The sequence below is a fragment of the Klebsiella sp. BIGb0132 genome (assembly GCF_024810075.1).
In the GTDB taxonomy this organism is placed as follows: Bacteria; Pseudomonadota; Gammaproteobacteria; order Enterobacterales; family Enterobacteriaceae; genus Klebsiella; species Klebsiella terrigena.
Window position 1 is genome coordinate 693,850 of record NZ_JANUDW010000001.1, and the last position, 18,311, is coordinate 712,160.

Here is an 18,311-nt window from a genome sequence, read left to right on the forward strand (position 1 = left end):
TCTTGCCTGTCTTCAGGCTTTCTCTAGCGTACACAGCAATGGATGCTCGTTCTCCTTCGCATACTGGCTCACCATCGCAACTTTGGTTTCCGCAACCTCTGCGGTAAATACACCACAAATCGCTTTACCTTGATAGTGAACCGTCAACATCAGCTGCGTTGCACGTTCTACATCATAAGAAAAGAATTTTTGTAACACGTCAATAACAAACTCCATTGGAGTGTAGTCATCATTGAGCAATATCACTTTATACATCGATGGTGGTTTAAGCTCATTACGTACTTCGTCTTCTACCAGCTGATCGAAGTCCAGCCAATCTCTCTTACTCATCGTCAGTATTCATCATCGGTTGCTGTTGCCAACAGGCGGTGGCCTGTCGATGACCAAAAGTTATGCCCATCACAAATCTACAATAGATCATAGATAACTATCATCTATTACTTCCATCCGCGATGTCTGTCACATTCCCCGGCAATAGCGTTAACTGCTTCAAATTTTGACGCATTTTTCACCGTCCCCTGGCGTCAATCGCTTGACGCCTTTTCGTATTTCTCTAAATTGTACTGGCGAGAGTTGGCGAGCATTTGAACAACTCGTCACTCCACTACCGGTTCATTCCATCTTACTTATAAAGAATTACGAAGGATGTCGAAGTATGGAAATGGGTACTGTTAAGTGGTTCAACAATGCCAAAGGGTTTGGTTTTATTTGCCCTGAGGGCGGAGGCGAAGACATTTTCGCCCATTACTCGACCATCCAGATGGATGGTTACAGAACGCTAAAAGCCGGACAAGCCGTTCAGTTTGATGTTCACCAGGGACCGAAAGGTAATCACGCCAGCGTGATTGTTCCTGTAGAAGCGGAAGCGGCTGCATAACTCTTTCGCTTCATTGTGTACATCCCGCCAGTAAAATGCCAGTCCTTCTGACTGGCATTTTTTTAGCGCTACTCGCGAGCCAGCGCGTCCACCGGGTCAAGGCGTGCGGCATTTCGCGCAGGAAGCCAGCCAAACAGCACGCCGGTTAGCGTCGAACATAAAAACGCCGTCAGCAGCGCCAGCGGTGAGAAGCCAATCTCCCAGCCGGGTAAAAAGAGCTGCAGCACAAAGGCAATCATTAGCGATAGGGTCACACCCAGCGCGCCGCCCACCAGACAGACTAAAACAGCCTCAATCAGAAACTGCTGCAGCACGTCGCTGGCCCGCGCCCCGACCGCCATGCGGATACCTATCTCGCGGGTCCGTTCGGTGACCGATACCAGCATAATATTCATCACGCCAATACCGCCAACCACCAGCGCGATAACCGCCACCAAAGTCAGAAACAGCTGTAGTGTATGTGTGGTCCGTTCCGCCGTTTTCAAGATGCTGTCCATATTCCAGGTGAAAACATCTTTTTTGCCGTGCCGCAGTTCGAACAGACGCAGCAGCTGCTGTTCGGCGGTTGAGCTATCGTATCCTTCATGTACCCGCACGGTGATTGAGTTCAGCCACGACTGCCCCATCACCCTCCCGGCCATGGTGGTATAAGGCAGCCAGACGCGGAGGATTTTGCTGCTGCCGAACATCGACTGCTTCTCATCCGCCACGCCAATCACCGTCGCGGGCATATTGCCAACCAGAACAACCTCGCCCACCACCCGCGCCTTGTGCGGAAAGAGCTGGCGTCGGGTATTACTGTCCAGCACCACCACCTGCGCCCGGCTGCTTAGCTGCAGCTCATTGAAGGTATTGCCTTCGCTAAAGGTCATGCCGTAGACGTTGAAATACTGCGCCCCGACGCCCTCGGCGCTGGCGGCAACGTCGATATTATCGGCGCGCAGGCGCAGGTTTTTCGATACTGCAGGCGTCGCCGAGCTGACCCAGGGCTGCTTCTGAATAGCCAGCAGATCGTCATACTTCAGCGCCTGCTGATAGCGGGGATCGTCATCGCCGAAATCCTTCCCGGGATAGACATCAATCGTGTTAGTGCCGATGGCGCGAATGTCCGCCAGCACCATCTGCTTCGCCGCATCGCCCACCACCACAATCGACACCACCGAAGCGATGCCGATAATAATGCCGAGCATGGTGAGCAGGGTGCGCATTTTATTGGCGGTCATTGCCCGCCAGGCCATTACCAGCGCTTCGCGAAAGCCGCTGCTGAACTGACGCCATGCGGAGGGTTCGGCCGCAGCGCTCTGGCGAATAACGCCGGCGCTGCTCGCGCCCTTAGGCGGCGGATTACGCACGATCTCGCCGTCGTGGATCTCAATGATCCGCTCGGCCTGCGCCGCCACCAGCGGATCGTGGGTGACGATGATCACCGTATGCCCCTGCGATTTCAGCTGATGCAGGATAGCCATCACCTCTTCGCCGGAATGGCTGTCCAGCGCGCCGGTCGGCTCATCCGCCAGAATAACTTCCCCGCCGTTCATTAGCGCACGGGCAATGCTCACCCGCTGCTGCTGGCCGCCGGAGAGCTGCGAAGGCTGATACTCCGCCCGATCGCCGAGCCCCAGGCGCACCAGCAGCTCGCGCGCGCGCTCCAGGCGAGCCCGTCGCTCAGTACCGGCGTAGACCGCCGGCACCTCGACGTTCTGTACCGCCGTCAGGTGCGACAGCAGATGGTAGCGCTGGAAGATAAAGCCAAAATGCTCTCGCCGCAGCCGGGCCAGCTCGTCACCGTTGAGCCGCGATACGTCGGTTCCCGCCACCCGATAGGTGCCGCTGCTCGGCTTATCGAGGCAGCCGAGGATGTTCATCAGGGTCGATTTACCGGAGCCGGAAGCGCCGACAATGGCCACCATCTCTCCGGCGTTGATGCTCAGCGTGACCCCCTTCAGGACATCGACGCTCCCGTCGCCGGAGAGATAGCTGCGGCGTATATCACGCAGTTCGAGCAGGGCCGTCATTTAGCCGTCCCGGGCGCGCTTTCCCCGACGATGACCTCATCGCCTTCGTCTAAGCCCTTGACTATCGCCACATCAATATCGTTGCGCGCGCCGATGGTGACCTCGCGCTCTTTGACCTCGCCGGTGCGCAGCAGCCGCACGCGATAGCGGTTTTCGCCGATGGCATCCCCCAGCGCGCTCAGCGGAATAGTGATCACGTTTTTCACTTCCGCCATCTGGATATGGACCTGAGCCGTCATTTCGAGGCGCAGGATCCCCTGCGGGTTCGGAACCTCAAAGCGGGCGTAGTAGAAGATAGCGTCGTTGACCTTTTCCGGAGTGGGTAAAATATCTTTCAGGGTCCCTTCGTAGCGGGTAAGCGGGTCGCCAAGCACGGTGAACCACGCCTTTTGCCCGGCGCGAAGGTGGATCACGTCCGCCTCAGAGACCTGCGCTTTCACCAGCATGGTGCTGAGATCGGCGAGGGTCAGAATATTTGGCGCCTGCTGGGCGGCAATCACCGTCTGCCCCTGCAGGGTGGTGATTTGCGTCACTTCCCCGGACATCGGCGCCAGAATTTTGGTGTAATCGAGGTTAGTTTTCGCGGTATCCAGCGTGGCCTGGTTGCGCTTAACCTGCGCCTCGATGGTGCCAATCTGCGCCTCTTTGACCGCTAAATCGGTGGCCGCGGTATCCAGCTCCTGACGCGAGACCAGCTGGCGCTGCGCCAGCTGCTGCTGACGGGCTAAGGTCACGGCGGCCAGCTGACGCTCGGCGCGGGCCTGATTCAGCTGCGCGCGCAGCTCCATCAGCGTCGCTTCGACTTCCTTAATTTGGTTCTCCGCCTGTTCGGGATCGATAACCCCCAGCAGCTGATCCTTCTGTACCTTATCGCCGATGCTCACGCGCAGCGTTTTCAGCTGCCCGCTCACCTGCGCGCCAACGTCGACTTTACGTACCGCGTCCAGCTTACCGGTCGCCAGCACGCTCTGCTGGAGATCGCCTTTACGCACCACCAGAGTCTGATACTGCGGCAGCGGCGCATTCAGCACCCGCCATCCCCAGATGGCCAGAGCCAGTACGATAATGGCCAGTAGCCACCAGACTTTCCTGCGTTTTCCATTGAGCTTCATAAAAATTCCTGATGTTTTAAACCGCAGCGCAAGCCGATGATTCTATCTGGAGATAGCGAAAACATAACCCTGAATTTGCTGCATCCTTACCGCCAGCGCGCTTAATCCGCCCGGCCACGCGCCAGCCACAGCACGCGGGAGAACATTTTCTTCAGCAGCGCCGGCACGGATTCAACCCCGCGCCTCCCGGCTTCCATCGCCACTTCAATCGCCAGGTCCGGCTTTGATGAGCGATGGATAGCTTTGGTGATCACCCGCCGCAGATTCATCGGCACGTTTGGCGGCAGCTGCGCCACCCGATGATAAACATCGCTAAAGCCCTGGCGATACATAAAGTGTTCCATGTCCAGCGCCGGCAGCGTTGTCAGATGGTCACGCTCCAGGTCGCGATCGTCGTTAAGCAGACTGCGCACCGTCGCGGCGTATTTCTTCCCTGCCTCGTCGCCATCGACCAGAACGTGCCATTGAATACCCATCCGGCGGGCGAACTTAATCAACGGCTTTAGTCCCGACTGGGCAAACTCAATGACCTTCACCCCTTCCGCATCAAAGTGATGCCCGCACTGTCTGGCCAGTTCGTTGATAACCCAGGTTTCGGTCTCCCCTTCCACCAGCAGCCAGCAGCGGGCAAACAGCGACGAAGCGCGGTTGAAGCGAATGTGAAAAGCGATGCGCCGGCTGTCTTCGGCATTCATTCCCCCCGGCCCAAGCCGCCATGCCGAGACGCGCGACGATTCGCGCACCAGGCGGCAGACGTGCTCAACGGGAGTCAGCGACAGCAGCTCGCCGGAGTTGGTGGTGGTCACGCGCTGCAGTGGCAGCAGGTTGAGCAGATGCCAGGCGACGGAGAGCATAATCGGGTGCAGCCGGGTTTCCGGATCTTCAATCAGCAGCAGCGGCCGCGCGTCGCGGTCGAGCCGGACCGTGCCCTTGGCCTGCAGCAGAGTAGAGAACAGGCCGAGCAGGATGACTCGGTGGCTTCGCCCGCCGGGCTTATCAATCATCCGGTTGATGATATCCAGATAGCGCCAGCTGCGCTGTTCATCGTGGGAATGGCGGCGCATCAGGCGGTTGCGGGACTGCACGCTGCTCTGCTCGGCAAAATAGTGTTCAAGGAGCTGCACCATGGCCGACAGCCCCTGACGAATCTGGCCGTCGGTTAAATTTTGCGGATGGCTCACCAGCTCGCGGGAGAGATAATCCAGCTGGCGGGCGGTGATTTCAATTTGCGGAGAGTGCGGCACGCTGTCGTTATGAATGCGCCGCATAAAGCGGGCGTCGCGCAGGCGCAGAACCGGCATCAGGCGCACCAGGTGGCGCACGAGCTCGTCGATATCCTCCAGCTCCAGCGCTTCCCCTTTGCCGTCAATGAAGCTGCGCAGCGTCATTACGCTGCCGTCATCGGCCAGCTCGCCCTCCAGGCGATAGAAAATTCGCTGATAGCCGTCATCACAGGGGACCCAGCTGTCGCTGAGCGGGCGAAAGCGCCGCACCCGATGGTGGCCAGGCTCGCTCTCGCGGAAGGTCAGAATGATGTGCAGATGGTGCTCACGTCCCTGCACGTCGCCGGGCGGAAACCAGAAATCATCCCGGACAAAATGATAAAGCTCGAACTCTGGCGACAAGAGCAGCGTCAGGGCATCCAGAAGGCTGGATTTTCCCCACGCATTCTCGCCGATCAGCACGTTATTTTGCTCCAGCATCAATGATAAACGATTGATACCGCGAAAACCGACGATCTCCACGCGCTCAAGAAGCATATCCCCTCCGCTCAGTCACCACTTTCTCCTTCAGTTATCAGCAGTATAGCGACACATGCTGGAACATGACACTACCGCAAACGCCAATATCAGCAGAGGCGAAAAATAACGTTTTCAATATGATTATTGATAAGGGTATTTGTTTAAAAAATAATTCATTCATTGCAGTGGTTACATCTATTATTTTTGTACTACTCTTTTCTTGCACAGTGAATGGTATAAGGATTAACATCACCTTGCCCTAAATCAAATTACATCTATTTATTTAACTGGTTACGGGATGACGATCGTCCATAAAATAGCGACGCTTTATTTTTATCTTCATCCTTTAGTTGATAAATAAAGATCGGCACGTTAAATCGTGCTCATTAACATTATTATTTGAGGTGGTTATGTTTAGAAAATTAGCAGCGGAATGTTTTGGTACATTCTGGCTTGTGTTCGGTGGCTGCGGTAGCGCAGTTCTGGCAGCAGCCTTCCCGGAGCTGGGAATAGGGTTTGCCGGGGTCGCTCTGGCCTTTGGTTTAACCGTATTAACGATGGCGTTTGCCGTGGGGCATATTTCCGGCGGGCACTTTAACCCGGCGGTGACCTTAGGCCTGTGGGCCGGCGGTCGTTTCCCGGCCAAGGACGTGATCGGTTATATTATCGCCCAGGTAGTTGGCGGTATTATTGCAGCGGGCGTTCTGTACGTGGTTGCCAGCGGTAAAGCGGGCTTTGACGCAGCGGCCAGCGGCTTTGCGTCCAACGGCTTTGGCGAACACTCTCCGGGCGGCTACTCAATGCTTTCGGCGATTGTCATCGAAATTGTGCTGACCTGCGGCTTCCTGCTGGTTATTCACGGCGCAACGGATAAAAACGCCCCGGCGGGCTTTGCACCGATCGCTATCGGCCTGGCGCTGACCTTAATTCACCTCATCAGCATTCCGGTAACCAATACCTCCGTCAACCCGGCGCGTAGCACCGCGGTCGCTATCTTCCAGGGCGGCTGGGCGCTGCAGCAGCTGTGGCTGTTCTGGGTGATGCCAATCATCGGCGGGATCCTCGGCGGCGTGCTCTACCGCACGCTGCTGGAAAAACGCAGCTAGTCTCACCGTAGACTTGCGCTCAGGCCCGGCTATGCCGGGCCTTTCTTTTTGGTGACGGCTTTACTCGGTACCATGATTTGGGTAGTGTCAGTGGCGCTATTTTCATTCTGCAAGGACCAGCCGTTCATGTTTTCGGGATTATTAATCATTCTGCTGCCGTTGATTATCGGCTATATCATTCCACTTCGTCAGCCGGTAGCGCTTAAAGTCATCGCGCGACTTTTGAGCTGGATTGTCTACGTTATCCTCTTTTTCATGGGGATCAGCCTCGCCTTCCTCGACAATTTAGCCAGCAACCTGCTTTCCATTCTTCATTACGCCGCGGTAAGCGTCGTCGTTATTATGCTGTGTAATATTGCGGCATTAATGTGGCTCGAGCAGAAGATGCCGTGGCGCAGCCAGCATCGGCAGGAGAAATTACCTTCGCGCGTGGCGATGGCAATGGAATCACTGCAGCTATGCGGCGTGGTACTTATTGGTTTCCTGATTGGCTTAAGCGGTCTGTCATTTCTGCAGCACGCCACCGAAGCCAGCGAATATACGCTGATTTTCCTGCTGTTGCTGATTGGTATTCAGCTGCGCAATAACGGTATGACCCTGCGGCAAATAGTGCTTAATCGCCGGGGAATGATTGTGGCGGTCGTCGTCATGGCCAGCTCATTACTCGGCGGGATGATCAACGCCTTTATTCTCGACCTGCCGCTCAAAACCGGGCTGGCAATGGCTTCAGGATTTGGCTGGTATTCGCTCTCAGGGATCCTGCTGACCGAATCCTACGGGCCGGTGATTGGCAGCGCCGCGTTTTTTAACGATCTCTCCCGTGAGCTGCTGGCGATTATGCTTATTCCCGGCCTGGTTCGCCGCAGCCGCTCAACGGCCTTAGGCCTCTGCGGCGCGACCTCGATGGACTTTACGCTGCCGGTATTACAGCGCTCCGGCGGCGTTGAAATCGTGCCGGCGGCGATTGTTCATGGCTTTATTCTCAGCCTGCTGGTGCCCGTGCTGATGGCCTTTTTCTCCGCTTAATACCCCTGTGGCGGTAGTCATCTACCGCCAAAATTGCGCTAAATCAATCTCCCTGTAAATTGTATTAGAAATCCCTTTAATCCCTGCGCGCCCGGGCATAACCTTAAACATGTATATTAAATATAACTTTAAAAAAGGTGTGACCATGTTTTGTGTGCAATGTGAACAAACCATCCGTACCCCCGCAGGGAACGGCTGCTCTTACGCGCAGGGTATGTGCGGTAAAACGGCCGAAACCTCCGATCTGCAGGATCTGCTGATTGCCTCCCTGCAGGGCCTCTCCGCCTGGGCCGTTAAGGCTCGTGAATATGGCATCGTTGACCATGAAATTGATAATTTTGCGCCGCGTGCCTTCTTCTCCACGCTGACCAACGTTAACTTCGACTCTCCGCGCATCGTGGGCTACGCGCGTGAGGCCATCGCGATGCGCGATGCGCTGAAGGCCCAGTGCCTGAATATTGACGCCGGCGCGGCGCCAGACAACCCGATGGCCAGCCTGGAGCTGGTTAGCGACGATTTGGGCGACCTGCAGCGTCAGGCGGCAGAATTTACCCCCAACAAAGACAAAGCAACCATCGGCGAAAACATCCTCGGCCTGCGTTTGCTGTGCCTGTACGGCCTGAAAGGCGCCGCGGCCTATATGGAGCACGCTCACGTTCTGGGTCAGTACGACAACGATATCTACGCTCAGTACCACAAAATTATGGCGTGGCTGGGCACCTGGCCTGCCGATCTGAACGCTCTGCTGGAGTGCTCAATGGAAATCGGCCAGATGAACTTCAAAGTGATGAGCATTCTGGACGCCGGTGAAACCACCAAATACGGCCACCCGACCCCGACTCAGGTCAACGTGAAGTCGGTTGAAGGTAAGTGCATCCTGATCTCTGGTCACGACCTGAAAGATCTGTATAGCCTGCTCGAACAAACCGAAGGCACCGGCGTTAACGTCTATACCCACGGTGAAATGCTGCCGGCGCACGGCTACCCCGAGCTGCGTAAATTCAAACACCTGGTCGGTAACTACGGCAGCGGCTGGCAGAATCAGCAGGTTGAATTTGCCCGCTTCCCTGGCCCTATCGTGATGACCTCCAACTGCATTATCGATCCGACCGTTGGCGCCTATGACGACCGTATCTGGACCCGCAGCATCGTCGGCTGGCCGGGCGTGAGCCACCTTGAAGGCGAAAACTTCGCGCCGGTGATCGCCCAGGCGCAGCAGATGGCGGGCTTCCCGTATAGCGAAATTCCGCACCTGATCACCGTAGGCTTCGGCCGTCAGACCCTGCTGGGCGCGGCGGATACGCTGATCGACCTGGTCAGCCGCGAAAAACTGCGTCATATCTTCCTGGTCGGCGGCTGCGACGGCGCGCGCGGCGAGCGCAACTACTTCACCGACTTCGCGACCAGCGTTCCGGACGACTGCCTGATCCTGACCCTGGCCTGCGGTAAATATCGCTTCAACAAGCTCGACTTCGGCGATATCGAAGGCCTGCCGCGCCTGGTGGATGCCGGTCAGTGTAACGACGCCTACTCGGCTATTATTCTGGCCGTCACCCTGGCTGAAAAACTGGGCTGCGGCGTGAACGACCTGCCGCTGTCGCTGGTGCTCTCCTGGTTCGAACAGAAAGCGATCGTTATCCTGCTGACCCTGCTCTCACTCGGCGTGAAAAACATCGTCACCGGCCCAACCGCTCCGGGCTTCTTCACCCCGGATCTGCTGGCAATCCTCAACGAGAAATTTGGCCTGCGCTCTGTGACGACCGTTGAACAAGACATGCAGCAACTGTTGAGCGCGTAAGGAGCGATCGAATGACTATGCCAACCCAGCAGTGCCCATGGCGGATGCAGGTACACCACATCCATCAGGAAACCCCCGACGTCTGGACGGTATCGTTGCTGTGCCACGACTACTATCCCTATCAGGCCGGGCAGTATGCGCTGGTCAGCGTACGCAACTCGGCGGATACGCTGCGTGCCTACACTATCTCCTCTACGCCGGGCGTCAGCGAGTACATTACGCTGACCGTGCGTCGTATTGATGACGGTGCCGGCTCTCAGTGGTTAACCCGTGACGTCAAGCGCGGTGACTATATCTGGCTGTCCGATGCGATGGGTGAGTTTACCTGTGCAGATAAGCCGGCGGACCGTTTCCTGATGCTGGCAGCCGGCTGCGGCGTGACGCCGATTATGTCGATGCGTCGCTGGTTGGCGAAGTACCGCCCCGAGGCGGATGTGCAGGTCATTTTCAACGTGCGTTCGCCTGAGGACGTTATTTTCGCCGAAGAGTGGCGCCAGTACGCGGTCACCCTGGTGGCGGAAAACAACGCCACCCACGGCTTTGTTGCCGGCCGCCTGACCGCCGATCTGCTGAAAAGCATACCGGATCTGGCCTCGCGTACCGTGATGACCTGCGGGCCTGCGCCTTATATGGAAATGGTTGAGCGGGAGGTCAGCGCGCTGGGCGTCACGCGCTTCTTTAAAGAGAAGTTCTTTACGCCGGTTGCCCAGGCGGCCACCAGCGGGCTGAAGTTTACCAAACTGCAGCCGGCGCAGGAGTTCTATGCGCCGCCAGGCACCACCCTGCTGGAGGCGCTGGAAAGCAACAAGGTTCCGGTTACCGTCGCCTGCCGTGCCGGCGTCTGCGGCTGCTGCAAAACCAAAGTCGTTGCCGGCGACTATACGGTCAGCAGCACCATGACGCTGACCGGGCAGGAGATCGCCGACGGCTACGTGCTGGCCTGCTCCTGCCATCCGCAGGGCGATCTGGTTCTGGCCTAGCGGGGAATCATCCTCAACGGCAAGCCCCGCCCTGGCGGGGCTTTTTTTATTTCCACGCTGGGTCTTTTACCAGCGAATAGCGGCCGGCGCCCATAAAGGCAATCGCCAGCGCGCCAATAAAGAAGTAGACCAGGCTCTCAATCGCCCAGGCGCCGGTTTTATCCAGCTGCCAGGTTTCTCCCGTACCGACCATCAGCCACGCCACCACCATGGTAAACGCCAGCACCAGCGCCGCCGGTCGGGTGAGGATCCCCAGAATCAGCAGGCACGGCGCCAGCACCTCGCCCACCAGCACGCCATAGGCAATAAAGCCCGGTACCCCTTTCGCCACCAGCATCCCGCCAATCCCCGCGACGCCGTCAAACAGCTTATGCAGCCCGTGGAATAGCATCAGCCCGCCCACGGCAAGTCGTAACAAGAGTTTGCCAAAATCGTCGTGAGCTAGCATTTTATTAACAGCATTTAACAGTGATTTAACCATTTGAAATGATTCCTGTTTACCCCTTTAGTGGTTACAGATTATGCGCAATTTTCGCACAAGAATACCAGCTGAAAATGGGAGGGAGATGCGGGCGTAACGATGAGTTTCATCTAAGCTTGTAAGCGTTATCACATAAAGGAGATGGAGAACCATGAAACAGACCGTGGCCGCATACGTAGCGAAAACTCTTGAACAGGCCGGCGTGAAGCGCATCTGGGGCGTCACCGGCGATTCACTCAACGGATTGAGCGACAGCCTGAACCGCATGGGCACCATTGCATGGATGCCGACGCGCCATGAAGAAGTTGCCGCGTTTGCCGCCGGCGCCGAAGCCCAGCTTACCGGCGAGCTGGCGGTCTGCGCGGGCTCCTGCGGCCCGGGCAATCTTCATCTGATCAACGGCCTTTTTGACTGTCACCGCAACCACGTTCCGGTGCTGGCCATCGCTGCCCACATTCCCTCCAGCGAAATCGGCAGCGGCTATTTTCAGGAAACCCATCCGCAGGAGCTGTTCCGCGAATGCAGCCACTATTGTGAGCTGGTCTCCACCCCGGAACAGATCCCGCAGGTGCTGGCCATCGCCATGCGCAAAGCGGTCCTCAACCGCGGCGTTTCGGTGGTGGTGCTGCCGGGAGACGTGGCTCTGAAGGCGGCCCCGGAAGGCGCCAGCAGCCACTGGTACTCCGCCCCGCTGCCGGAAGTGACGCCGCCGGCGGAAGAGATCGCTCGCCTGGCGCAGCTGCTGCGCTACTCCAGCAACATTGCCCTGATGTGCGGCAGCGGCTGTGCCGGAAGCTGGTCGCGTTCGCCGCTAAGCTCAAGGTGCCCATCGTCCATGCCCTGCGCGGCAAGGAGCACGTTGAGTACGACAACCCTTATGATGTCGGAATGACCGGGCTGATCGGCTTCTCGTCCGGCTTCCACACCATGATGAACGCCGACACCCTGGTGCTTCTCGGCACCCAGTTCCCCTACCGGCCCTTCTATCCCAGCAGCGCGAAAATCATTCAGATTGATATCAATCCCGGCAGCATCGGCGCGCACAGCAAAGTCGATATGGCGCTGATCGGCGATATCAAATCGACCCTAAAAGCGCTGCTGCCGCATCTGGAAGAGAAGACGGATCGCCGCTTCCTCGACAAAGCGCTTGAGCACTACCGCGAGGCGCGTAAGGGGCTCGACGATCTGGCCAAGCCCAGCGATAAGGCCATTCACCCCCAGTACCTGGCGCAGCAGATTAGCCGCTTCGCCGCTGACGATGCCATTTTCACCTGCGATGTCGGTACGCCAACCGTCTGGGCCGCCCGCTATCTGAAGATGAACGGCAGGCGCCGGCTGATCGGCTCGTTTAACCACGGCTCAATGGCCAACGCCATGCCGCAAGCGATTGGCGCGAAGGCAACGGCGCCGGAGCGTCAGGTGGTGGCGATGTGCGGCGACGGCGGCTTCAGCATGCTGATGGGCGACTTCCTCTCGCTGGCGCAGATGAAGCTGCCGGTAAAAATCGTGATCTTTAATAACAGCGTGCTGGGATTTGTCGCAATGGAGATGAAGGCCGGGGGCTATCTGACCGACGGCACCGAGCTGCACGACACCAATTTCGCCCGCATTGCCGAAGCCTGCGGCATTAAAGGCATTCGCGTCGAAAAAGCCTCTGAGGTTGACGAGGCGCTGCAAACCGCGTTTAGCACCGACGGCCCGGTGCTGGTCGACGTGGTGGTCGCTAAGGAAGAGCTGGCGATCCCGCCGCAAATCAAGCTGGATCAGGCCAAGGGTTTCAGCCTGTATATGCTGCGCGCCATCATCAGCGGACGCGGAGATGAAGTTATCGAACTGGCGAAAACCAACTGGCTCAGGTAAAACATCCTTTTGAGCCCACACAACATCATTCATGATGCATCGAAGGCCCCGCTGGGGTGGTTTATGCGGCTAACGCGGATACAGCGTGAAGGATGAAACACTAACAAGGAAATGCCGTGATAGATCTCCGCAGTGATACCGTAACCCGTCCGGGGCGCGCCATGCTGGATGCCATGATGTCAGCCCCGGTCGGCGACGACGTTTATGGCGACGACCCGACCGTTAACGCGCTCCAGCGCTACGCCGCAGAGCTGGCCGGCAAAGAGGCGGCGCTGTTCCTGCCGTCCGGCACCCAGGCGAACCTGGTGGGCCTGCTGAGCCACTGCCAGCGCGGCGAAGAGTATATCGTCGGCCAGGGCGCGCATAACTATCTGTACGAAGCCGGCGGCGCGGCGGTGCTCGGCAGCATTCAGCCGCAGCCCATCGACGCGGCGGCTGACGGCACCCTGCCGCTGGATAAGGTCGCGGCAAAGATTAAGCCTGACGATGTCCATTTTGCCCCCACTCGCCTGCTGAGCCTCGAAAATACCCATAACGGCAAGGTGCTGCCGCGCGAATACCTCAAACAGGCGTGGGAGTTTACCCGCGAACGCGGCCTGGCGCTGCACGTCGACGGCGCGCGCATCTTTAACGCGGTGGTGGAGTACGGCTGCGAGCTGCGCGATATCGCCCAATACTGCGACTCCTTCACCATCTGCCTCTCTAAAGGTCTGGGAACGCCGGTAGGCTCGCTGCTGGTCGGCAGCCACGACTACATTCACCGCGCCACCCGCTGGCGTAAAATGGTCGGCGGCGGCATGCGCCAGGCCGGAATTCTGGCGGCTGCGGGCCTGTACGCTCTGCAAAATAACGTCGCGCGCCTGCAGGAGGACCACGACAACGCCGCGTGGATGGCCGGGGAGCTGCGCGCCATCGGCGCAGACGTCACCCGCAACGACACCAATATGCTGTTCATCCGCGTTGGCGAAGAGCAGGCCCAGGCGCTGGGCGCGTTTATGCAGCAGCGCGGCGTGCTGATCAACGCCTCGCCGGTTGTCCGTCTGGTCACCCATATCGACGTCAATCGTCAACAGCTGGCGGAAGTGGTTGGCCACTGGCAGGAATTTTTGAACCGCTAAGGAGTCAGGCGTGTCGCAACGAATTCTGGTGCTCGGCGCCAGCGGCTATATCGGCCAGCATCTGGTGCAGGCATTGAGCGATCGGGGCTATTGCGTGCTGGCGGCGGCGCGCCATATCGAGCGGCTAAAAAAACGCAATCTCCCGGGAGTGAGCTGCCATGCCATCGACCTCACCCGGCCGCAGGGGCTTTCTGCCCTGCTGGCGCAGGCGGACACCGTTTACTATCTGGTGCACGGCATGGGCGAAGGCGGCGACTTTATTCGGCACGAGCGCGAGGTGGCGCAAAACGTGCGCGACGCCCTGCGCGCGACGCCGGTAAAGCAGCTGATATTTCTCAGCTCGCTGCAGGTACCGGCGGCGGAACAGTCTGACCACCTGCGCGCCAGGCAGGTCACCGCCGACGTTCTGCGCGAGTCCGGCGTGCCGGTCACCGAGCTGCGGGCGGGCATCATCGTGGGCGCCGGCTCCGCCGCGTTCGAGGTGATGCGCGACATGGTCTACAACCTGCCGGTTTTAACACCGCCGCGCTGGGTGCGCTCGCGCACCACGCCTATCGATCTTGAAAACCTGCTCTATTATCTGGTGCAGCTGCTCAACCATCCGTGCGCGGAACATCGCGTCTTCGAAGCCGCCGGGCCGGATGTTTTAAGCTACCAGCAGCAGTTCACCCACTTTATGGCGGTCAGCGGCAAGCATCGCCTGCTGATCCCGATCCCTTTTCCCACCCGCTGGATTTCGGTGTGGTTCCTCAACGTGATTACTTCGGTTCCGCCGACCATCGCCAAGGCGCTGATTCAGGGGCTGAAGCACGATCTGATCGCCGACGATCGCGCGCTACGGGCGCTGATCCCCCAGCCGCTGATCTCCTTTGACGAAGCGGTACGCCGCACGCTTAAAGAAGAGGAGCAGCTCGTGAACTCCAGCGACTGGGGCTACGACGCGCAGGCCTTCGCCCGCTGGCGGCCGGAGTACGGCTACTACCCTAAGCAGGCCGGCTGCACGGTTAGCACCACCGCCAGCGCGGCGGCAATCTGGCAGGTCGTCAACCAGATCGGCGGCAAAGAGGGCTACTTCTTCGGCAACGCGCTGTGGAAAATTCGCGGCGCCATGGACCTGCTGGTAGGCCATCGCCTGGCGAAAGGCCGACCGTCGCGCGACCTTCTGCAGACCGGCGACGCGGTTGACAGCTGGAAGGTGATTATTGTCGAACCGGAAAAGCAGCTCACCTTACTCTTTGGCATGAAGGCGCCCGGCCTGGGGCGCCTGAGCTTGACCCTCAGCGATAAAGGCGACCACCGCGAGCTCGACGTCCGGGCCTGGTGGCACCCTCACGGTATGCCGGGGCTGTTCTACTGGCTGCTGATGATCCCCGCCCATCTGTTTATCTTTCGCGGCATGGCGCGACGTATTGTCCGGCTGGCAGAGCAAATCACAGGCAAATAGGAAGTATCTACGTCATTCTGCTATCATTCTCATTGCATCGTGAGGAGAATCACGGAAAAATGCGCACGAAATTCTTTTCTGGGACAGTAGGTTGATATGAAGGTACTGGTTACCGGTGCGACCAGCGGGTTAGGCCGCAACGCGGTGGAATATCTGCGTAACAAAGGCATCAGCGTCAGAGCGACCGGGCGAAACGAAGCGATGGGCAAGCTTCTGAGCAAAATGGGCGCCGAATTTGTCCCTGCAGATTTAACCGAACTGGTTTCATCCCAGGCCAAGGTGATGCTTGCCGGTATCGATACCCTATGGCACTGCTCAAGTTTTACCTCGCCGTGGGGCACGCAGCAGGCCTTCGATTTAGCCAACGTCCGCGCCACCCGTCGCCTTGGCGAATGGGCCGTGGCCTGGGGCGTACGCAACTTCGTTCATATCTCCTCTCCTTCGCTCTATTTTGATTATCACCACCATCGCGACGTACAGGAAGATTTTCGCCCGCACCGCTTTGCCAACGAATTTGCCCGCAGCAAGGCGGCGAGCGAAGAGGTGATTAATCTGCTGGCCCAGGCGAACCCCAATACCCGCTTTGCCATCCTGCGCCCGCAGGGTCTGTTCGGCGCCCACGACAAAGTGTTCATCCCCCGCCTCGCGCAGATGATGCAGCACTACGGCAGCGTAATGCTGCCCCGCGGCGGCCGCGCGCTGGTTGATATGACCTACTATGAGAATGCGGTGCACGCGATGTGGCTTGCCAGCCAGCCGCAGTGCGACCACCTGCCTTCCGCCCGGGCGTGGAATATCACCAACGGTGAACCGCGCACCCTGCGCAGCATCGTGCAAAAGCTGATTGATGAGCTGGGAATAAAGTGCCGTATTCGCTCGGTCCCCTATCCGATGCTGGATATCATCGCCCGCAGCATGGAGCATTTTGGCAATAAGTCAGCCAAGGAGCCGGCCTTTACCCACTACGGCGTCTCCAAGCTGAACTTTGATTTTACCCTTGATATTTCCCGCGCTGAGGAAGAGCTGGGCTACCGCCCGGTAGTGACGCTGGATGAGGGAATTATCCGCACCGCGGCCTGGCTGAAAGATCACGGCAAGCTGCACCTCTAGCGCCAAATTAACCCTGGCCGTATTTCTCCAGCAGCGCTTCGGCGATGGCCTGGGTTTCCGCATCGGCGACGCCGTCCCAGCGCGCCGGCCGGAAATGCATCTGAAAGGCCATCATCACCCGTTTCTGCTGCGCTGGCGTCATCTCCGGCGTCACCTGATAGCCGTAACGGGCGAGTAAATCCAGCAACTCTGCGCTATCGACCGGCTGCCAGGTCGGGCGACCGTTGAGATAAAACGCGACCCGATCTTCATCCGGCCAGGCGCCAATGCCCTGTTCGGCCAGCTGGCGCCAGGGGAATAGCGGCCCGGGATCGTCCTTACGCTGTGGCGCAATATCGGCATGAGCCACCACGTTTTGCGGCGCAATGTGGTAGCGGGCGATAATATCCTTCGCCAGGGGGATCAGGGCATCAATCTGCGCCGGGCTAAACGGCGTAAAGCTTTTTACCCCCGCCGCTTTCTGCCAGCCGCGGTTTTCCAGCTCAATGCCGATAGAGGTGTCGTTAATGCGCGTACTGCCGCGCCAGAAGCTAATCCCCGCATGCCAGGCCAAATCCTCTTCCGGCACCAGCTGCCAGATGCGCGGCTTACCGCGGTGCAGCGGCGGTCGTTCAGGGATCAGGTAGTGGGAGCTCACCTGGTTGTCGGTCAAGGTCGCCAGCGAGACGTCAAAATCATCGGCGGTATAGTGAATGACCAGCACCTTCACCCGCGGGTAGGCGGCCTGCGCCGGATGGCGGGTATCCAGCTGATAGCCGTCACGATCGATAATCCCCTTTTCCGTTGCGCAGCCGGCCAACAGCAGCGCAACGAGAACCATCACTCCCCTGAGCTTCATCGGGAGGCCCTCCCGGCGCGTGCGGTGAAACATACCATCACAAAATCCTTCCTTTTGGCCTAAGAGAGCCTGAGCGTTGCGACATAAGGCGGGGCAAAGCGCTCACATCTCTCCCGCATTCAGTAAAAGGTGCAACCGTTAACACGAAATTATAATAATTACGGACGGCAACAAATACGTTTTCCCATTTGCGGCGGCGTTAATAACAACCTGTTTTATGATAAACGATAAGCTCGGCGCTGTCTGCCAGGGGTGATTCAACGATCGGAACGACCATTTTATATAAGATAAATTTATACTAACGACAGTTATAAAATGATGATAAGACGATGCTCAACCACAGGCATCATGCAGGTCGCCGCCTGCAACGAAGCCGGGTTCATCTTTTCCTTACGAATTCGCGAGTTAGCGGTCATGGTTTTGTAGTATTTTGCTTGAAATTTTTTCTTATTTGATTCAATCTGAGTTCGCTCATGAGTAGTTAAAATAAGAGCATGATGATAGCAAGATAAACAATGGAGTTTAAAAATATGAAATATGCAGCTTTAGTGGCAGGTGCAGCATTGTTTTTGACCGCAAACGCCTTCTCCGCAGAAATCTTATCTAAAGAAGATTTTGCCAAGGTTGAGACTCAGTATCAGAAAGTCGGTACGATCTCTTCTACCGGCCAGACCGCACCAAGCGATGCGCGTGCTGAGCTGATTAAGAAAGCCGATGAAAAAGGCGCAGACGTTATCGTTCTGTCCTCCGGCAATACTGATAAAAAGCTGCACGTCAGCGCCAATATCTATAAGAAGAAGTAAT

The 18,311-nt window shown here is 57.8% G+C and carries 15 protein-coding genes and 1 pseudogene; 10 read left to right on the forward strand and 6 right to left on the reverse strand.

Annotated features, from left to right (window positions below; all coding sequences use genetic code 11):
* Nucleotides 1-12: 12 nt before the first annotated feature.
* A complete protein-coding gene (clpS, locus tag M2416_RS03180) occupies nt 13-330 on the reverse strand; it encodes an ATP-dependent Clp protease adapter ClpS (protein ID WP_041144775.1) in 318 nt (105 codons plus the stop codon).
* Between the two features lie 325 nt (nt 331-655).
* Between clpS and cspD the strand changes: the two genes are divergently transcribed.
* The gene (gene cspD, locus M2416_RS03185; protein ID WP_041144774.1) at nt 656-877 is read left to right on the forward strand and encodes a cold shock-like protein CspD; all 222 of its coding nucleotides are present in this window, start codon (nt 656-658) and stop codon (nt 875-877) included.
* Nucleotides 878-945: 68 nt separating this feature from the next.
* Here the strand turns inward: cspD and macB are convergent, their stop codons facing one another.
* The 3 genes from macB to M2416_RS03200 all read right to left on the reverse strand — a co-directional run bounded on the left by macB (nt 946) and on the right by M2416_RS03200 (nt 5,764).
* Nucleotides 946-2,892 carry a macrolide ABC transporter ATP-binding protein/permease MacB gene (macB, locus tag M2416_RS03190; RefSeq protein WP_076945048.1) on the reverse strand — a complete coding sequence of 649 codons (1,947 nt, stop codon included), beginning with the start codon at nt 2,890-2,892 and terminating at the stop codon, nt 946-948.
* On the reverse strand, nt 2,889-4,004 hold the full coding sequence (macA, locus tag M2416_RS03195; RefSeq protein ID WP_076945047.1) for a macrolide transporter subunit MacA: 1,116 nt from the start codon (nt 4,002-4,004) through the stop codon (nt 2,889-2,891). Before macA ends, macB begins: the two co-directional genes overlap by 4 nt.
* 101 nt (nt 4,005-4,105) lie before the next feature.
* Nucleotides 4,106-5,764: an ATP-dependent endonuclease gene (locus M2416_RS03200; protein ID WP_076945046.1), complete on the reverse strand. Its 1,659-nt coding sequence runs from the start codon at nt 5,762-5,764 to the stop codon at nt 4,106-4,108.
* A gap of 392 nt (nt 5,765-6,156) precedes the next feature.
* Between M2416_RS03200 and aqpZ the strand changes: the two genes are divergently transcribed.
* From aqpZ to hcr, 4 genes are all read left to right on the forward strand, one after another.
* Nucleotides 6,157-6,852 carry an aquaporin Z gene (gene aqpZ / locus M2416_RS03205; protein WP_041144770.1) on the forward strand — a complete coding sequence of 232 codons (696 nt, stop codon included), beginning with the start codon at nt 6,157-6,159 and terminating at the stop codon, nt 6,850-6,852.
* Between the two features lie 126 nt (nt 6,853-6,978).
* A complete protein-coding gene (locus M2416_RS03210) occupies nt 6,979-7,878 on the forward strand; it encodes a LysO family transporter (protein WP_076945045.1) in 900 nt (299 codons plus the stop codon).
* A gap of 145 nt (nt 7,879-8,023) precedes the next feature.
* Nucleotides 8,024-9,676, forward strand: coding sequence for a hydroxylamine reductase (gene hcp, locus M2416_RS03215; RefSeq protein WP_259222071.1), 1,653 nt, complete (start codon nt 8,024-8,026; stop codon nt 9,674-9,676).
* Nucleotides 9,677-9,687: 11 nt separating this feature from the next.
* Nucleotides 9,688-10,656 carry an NADH oxidoreductase gene (hcr, locus tag M2416_RS03220; RefSeq protein WP_259222073.1) on the forward strand — a complete coding sequence of 323 codons (969 nt, stop codon included), beginning with the start codon at nt 9,688-9,690 and terminating at the stop codon, nt 10,654-10,656.
* 46 nt (nt 10,657-10,702) lie between these two features.
* Here hcr and M2416_RS03225 read toward each other — a convergent pair whose 3' ends face one another.
* Entirely contained in the window at nt 10,703-11,137 is a 435-nt protein-coding gene (locus M2416_RS03225) for a DoxX family protein (protein WP_259222074.1), read from the reverse strand.
* Nucleotides 11,138-11,288: 151 nt separating this feature from the next.
* On the opposite strand from M2416_RS03225, the pseudogene poxB reads away from it, so the two are divergent.
* The 4 genes and pseudogenes from poxB (at nt 11,289) to M2416_RS03245 (ending at nt 16,669) form a co-directional block, all read left to right on the forward strand.
* A pseudogene (gene poxB / locus M2416_RS03230) lies at nt 11,289-12,997 on the forward strand (ubiquinone-dependent pyruvate dehydrogenase).
* Nucleotides 12,998-13,113: 116 nt separating this feature from the next.
* Entirely contained in the window at nt 13,114-14,115 is a 1,002-nt protein-coding gene (ltaE, locus tag M2416_RS03235; protein WP_259222076.1) for a low-specificity L-threonine aldolase, read from the forward strand.
* A gap of 10 nt (nt 14,116-14,125) precedes the next feature.
* Complete coding sequence (locus tag M2416_RS03240) at nt 14,126-15,559, forward strand: SDR family oxidoreductase (protein WP_259222078.1); 1,434 nt, start codon at nt 14,126-14,128, stop codon at nt 15,557-15,559.
* Nucleotides 15,560-15,655: 96 nt separating this feature from the next.
* Nucleotides 15,656-16,669 (forward strand): NAD-dependent epimerase/dehydratase family protein, encoded by a 1,014-nt coding sequence (locus M2416_RS03245; RefSeq protein WP_259222080.1) that lies wholly within the window; start codon nt 15,656-15,658, stop codon nt 16,667-16,669.
* Between the two features lie 7 nt (nt 16,670-16,676).
* On the opposite strand, the gene M2416_RS03250 is transcribed toward M2416_RS03245, so the two are convergent.
* Nucleotides 16,677-17,507, reverse strand: coding sequence for an N-acetylmuramoyl-L-alanine amidase (locus M2416_RS03250; RefSeq protein ID WP_259222082.1), 831 nt, complete (start codon nt 17,505-17,507; stop codon nt 16,677-16,679).
* 530 nt (nt 17,508-18,037) lie between these two features.
* On the opposite strand from M2416_RS03250, the gene yahO reads away from it, so the two are divergent.
* A complete protein-coding gene (yahO, locus tag M2416_RS03255) occupies nt 18,038-18,310 on the forward strand; it encodes a DUF1471 family periplasmic protein YahO (protein WP_041147562.1) in 273 nt (90 codons plus the stop codon).
* Nucleotide 18,311 lies beyond the last annotated feature (1 nt).